Genomic DNA, 3375 nt, shown 5'->3' on the forward strand with positions numbered 1-3375 from the left:
CGTTAAATTTGTTTATGAGCATTGAAGAGCTAAAAATAGAGATCGCAAAAAAAGTATTCGAAACAGATGACGAAAATCTTTTGTCAGAGTTAGACATGCTTTTAAACTACAGCGAAAAGGTTGTTTTAGAAGAACTACCGAAACATGTTCAAGAGGGTATTAAAAGAGGATTAAAGCAAGCTGAAGAAGGGAAATTAATCCCTTATGATGAAGTTAAAAGAAGACTCTCTGAGAAATGGCATTAACAGTTTCTTTTTCAGAAGAAGCATACGAAACACTACTCGGCATTGGAATGTTCATCGAGGAAATCTGGGGATATGATTACGCTGAAAAATTTATCCACAGTGTTTATAAAAAAATTGATTTGATTGCCATTCAGCCATTCATTTACGAACCCATTTTATTAAACAGTCAAGTTAGAAAAGGCGTAGTTTCGAAATATACTTCTTTCTATTATAGGGTTTATCAAGAAGAAATTAGAATCCTATTCTTTTTCGACAACAGACAAGATCCATTAATTACATAACCATTTTATCCTTCAAAGAAGCCTGTAACAGCTGCTTCTCTAACTTTTTTGCCGCTCTTCTTTTCAAAACTGTAACTTCCATCTTCACATCCTGTTTAGGGCGGTTGTTTTTATCAGTTGCCAGAACAGCTATTTTATCAACCATATCCAAACCCACCACTATTTCGCCATAAACGGTATAGTTTCTATCCAAATGAGGCGTACCACCTATCGTTTTATATACCTCACGCTGCCATTCAGGGATTTTGAATTTCAGGCGCTTTTCTTCTACATTATCCAATTGCTGGTCGGTAAAAACTTTTCCCTGAACCAGGTAAAACTGACTACCGCTCGATGCTTTGGCCGGATTAACGTCATCGCCTTCCCTGGCCGCAGCCAAAACGCCTTTTTTGTGGAACAAGCTATCATTAAACTCTGCCGGAATGGTATATTTAGGTCCACCCTCACCCAATAAAGAATCAGGTTTGGCATTTTTAGAATCCGGATCACCACCCTGAATCATAAAATCTTTAATTACCCTGTGAAATAAAACACCGTTGTAATATCCCGATTTGGTTAATTTCAAAAAGTTATCGCGATGTAAAGGGGTTTGATTATATAGCCTAATAATGCATTCTCCAAATTCGGTTTTAATGCGTACATATTGATTTTTGGGCTTTGCAGCAAAGGCTGAAAGTATCGAAAAGGTGCAGAGGAATAATAATATTTTCTTCATTTAATTGGTGCTTAAGGCTAAAGTAAGCTAAAAAATGAAATTCAATAAATAATTATCGGCATTATTCGATATTTTTTCCTTTACCTTTGTATTAATGAAGTTAAAACAAAAAATAGCACTTTCTTTGGCTGTATTTTATGCAGTTAGTGTTATGGGTTTGGCTTTAAGTCTCCATTTCTGTGGAGGCAAATTAGAAAACGTTAAACTTTTCAGCAATGAGGTTTCCTGCAAATTCTGCAAAGACATTCCTGCCGAAAAGAAAGATGATGGTTGCTGCAAAAACACCCAGGTAACCGTAAAAGTTAAAGATAGCCACCAGGCAGGGGCGAAAGTACAAATGCCTAAGTTGTTTTCGATCGAGCTTTTTCTTCATCCCCCGGTTTTAGAATTTCTTACCAACATTACCCCGCAGTTTTTTAGCAAAATTTCGAATAAAGCGCCGCCACTTTCCTCGCGGATTGTCTTGCATATTTTCAATTGTATTTTTAGGAATTAGGATTTTAAACATCGTCTCGTCAATGCATCGTTTTGCATTTCGACAGGCTCAATGTGACATTTTCTTAAATTCTAATTCAAAAAAATCATGAAAGCAATAAAAATATTCAGCATCATTATGCTATTCTTCGCCGTTAATGTTTCGGCACAACAAATATCTTCAGCAGATTTACAGGTAACAGGTTTAACCTGTTCTATGTGTTCTAACGCAACACAAAAATCGTTAGAAACGCTAAACTTTATCAGCAGCGTAAAACCCGATTTAAACAAAAACACCTTTGTTCTAACTTTTAAAAAAGATGCCAATATCAATCTTGATTTGGTTCGCAAAAAGGTTCAGGATGCTGGTTTTTCGGTTGGTGGTTTAACAGCAAGCTTCAATTTTAACCAGGTAAAAATAGACGATAAAGGTCAGGCAGTTGTTGATGGCAATGTATATCGTTTTGTAAACGCGAAGAGTAAAACACTTAATGGGATTGTAAAAGCCAGTGTAGTTGACAAAAATTTCATCTCAGGTTCAGCATTTAAAAAACAAGCAACAACAGCTAATTCTGATGCTTATGCGAGTGGTACTGGCGTAGTTAACGGAAAAAAAACGCGCATTTACCATTTAATTCTTTCTTAAGATGAAAAGGATATTCGTATTGGCGCTGATGATTATCGGCGCCTATACAAATGGTTTTGCACAAGAACTATATGTATTTACCGAGCCTGCCAGTAATATGCCAACCAAATCGATCGGTGTAAGAATTACGAATGAAGGCATGTTCAACAATCCGGGTTTTGTAAGCAGAACTATTCCTGAAGTAATGATCGGATTCAACAAAAACCTGATGATGCATGCACAAGGTTTTTTATCTGATATGGATGGAAAGTACCGTTTAGAGGGTGGAAGTCTTTATGCCAAGTATCGGTTTTTATCATTAGATGAAACACATAGCCACTTTAGGGCAGCAGCTTTTGGGAGGGTAAGCACCAGCAAAAGGCCAACCTATACGAGGGATATTAATCTCGAAGGTGATAATAGCGGCATACAGGGTGGATTAATTTTCACGCAGCTTTTGCACAAACTGGCACTATCAACCACTTTGGGTTATGCACATGCTTTCGAAAACAGCGATAGGCAAATTGCCGGAGTGCCGCAGCCAAAAAATATGTTATCGTATAGTTTATCATCGGGTTACCTGGTTTTGCCTGTGGTTTACAAGGATTACAAGCAGCCAAACTTTAACATATATTTAGAGTTATTGGGAAAAACAGATCCAAGTAGCGGCCAATCTTACTTGGATATAGCCCCAGCCATACAGATGATTTTAAATAGCACAACCCGTATCGATTTGGGCTACCGTTTTCAGGCGACGGGAAATATGGATAACCGATATACCAAAAATATGTACCTGCTTAGGGCAGAATTTAATTTCTTTAACGTTTTAAAATAAATAACATGAAACCATCATGGTTTTTCAGATTAATTTTACCGAATTAAAACCATGATCGCTTCATCACCATTAAAAAAAATATACAACAGATGAAAAAAATATTAGGAATAGTTGCCATCATAACAATCGCAACAACAGCTTTAACTTATGCACAAAGCAAAACAGATGTAGCCTTAAATCAGGCGCTAACAGCTTATTAC

General features: G+C 36.7%; 6 protein-coding genes. 5 read left to right on the forward strand and 1 reads right to left on the reverse strand.

The window, feature by feature from the left end; all coding sequences use genetic code 11:
- Both AC1DPQ_RS21945 and AC1DPQ_RS21950 read left to right on the forward strand, forming a co-directional pair.
- Positions 1-245 (forward strand): hypothetical protein (locus AC1DPQ_RS21945; RefSeq protein ID WP_477610872.1); only part of this gene is annotated, 245 nt, incomplete at its 5' end.
- The gene (locus tag AC1DPQ_RS21950; RefSeq protein ID WP_426326923.1) at positions 236-526 is read left to right on the forward strand and encodes a type II toxin-antitoxin system RelE/ParE family toxin; all 291 of its coding nucleotides are present in this window, start codon (positions 236-238) and stop codon (positions 524-526) included. The genes AC1DPQ_RS21945 and AC1DPQ_RS21950, both read left to right, overlap by 10 nt.
- Here the strand turns inward: AC1DPQ_RS21950 and AC1DPQ_RS21955 are convergent.
- Positions 519-1241, reverse strand: a complete 723-nt coding sequence (locus AC1DPQ_RS21955) for a peptidylprolyl isomerase (RefSeq protein ID WP_477586244.1) — start codon at positions 1239-1241, stop codon at positions 519-521. The genes AC1DPQ_RS21950 and AC1DPQ_RS21955 overlap by 8 nt on opposite strands.
- A 94-nt stretch (positions 1242-1335) precedes the next feature.
- Here AC1DPQ_RS21955 and AC1DPQ_RS21960 point away from each other — a divergent pair, with 94 nt between their 5' ends.
- The 3 genes from AC1DPQ_RS21960 to AC1DPQ_RS21970 all read left to right on the forward strand — a co-directional run bounded on the left by AC1DPQ_RS21960 (position 1336) and on the right by AC1DPQ_RS21970 (position 3175).
- Positions 1336-1737: an HYC_CC_PP family protein gene (locus tag AC1DPQ_RS21960; protein WP_477610873.1), complete on the forward strand. Its 402-nt coding sequence runs from the start codon at positions 1336-1338 to the stop codon at positions 1735-1737.
- An 87-nt stretch (positions 1738-1824) separates the two neighbouring features.
- A complete protein-coding gene (locus AC1DPQ_RS21965; RefSeq protein ID WP_477610874.1) occupies positions 1825-2361 on the forward strand; it encodes a heavy-metal-associated domain-containing protein in 537 nt (178 codons plus the stop codon).
- Between the two features lies 1 nt (position 2362).
- Positions 2363-3175, forward strand: coding sequence for a transporter family protein (locus tag AC1DPQ_RS21970; protein ID WP_477583381.1), 813 nt, complete (start codon positions 2363-2365; stop codon positions 3173-3175).
- The last annotated feature ends 200 nt before the right edge of the window (positions 3176-3375 follow it).

The sequence above is a fragment of the Pedobacter sp. 01T416_2 genome (assembly GCF_056398925.1).

Excerpts from the sequence above, each read along its gene's own strand:
- AC1DPQ_RS21950 (WP_426326923.1), top strand. The coding sequence starts at position 236 with ATGGCATTAACAGTTTCTTTTTCAGAAGAAGCATACGAAACACTACTC.
- AC1DPQ_RS21955 (WP_477586244.1), bottom strand. The coding sequence starts at position 1,241 with ATGAAGAAAATATTATTATTCCTCTGCACCTTTTCGATACTTTCAGCC.
- AC1DPQ_RS21960 (WP_477610873.1), top strand. The coding sequence starts at position 1,336 with ATGAAGTTAAAACAAAAAATAGCACTTTCTTTGGCTGTATTTTATGCA.
- AC1DPQ_RS21965 (WP_477610874.1), top strand. The coding sequence starts at position 1,825 with ATGAAAGCAATAAAAATATTCAGCATCATTATGCTATTCTTCGCCGTT.
- AC1DPQ_RS21970 (WP_477583381.1), top strand. The coding sequence starts at position 2,363 with ATGAAAAGGATATTCGTATTGGCGCTGATGATTATCGGCGCCTATACA.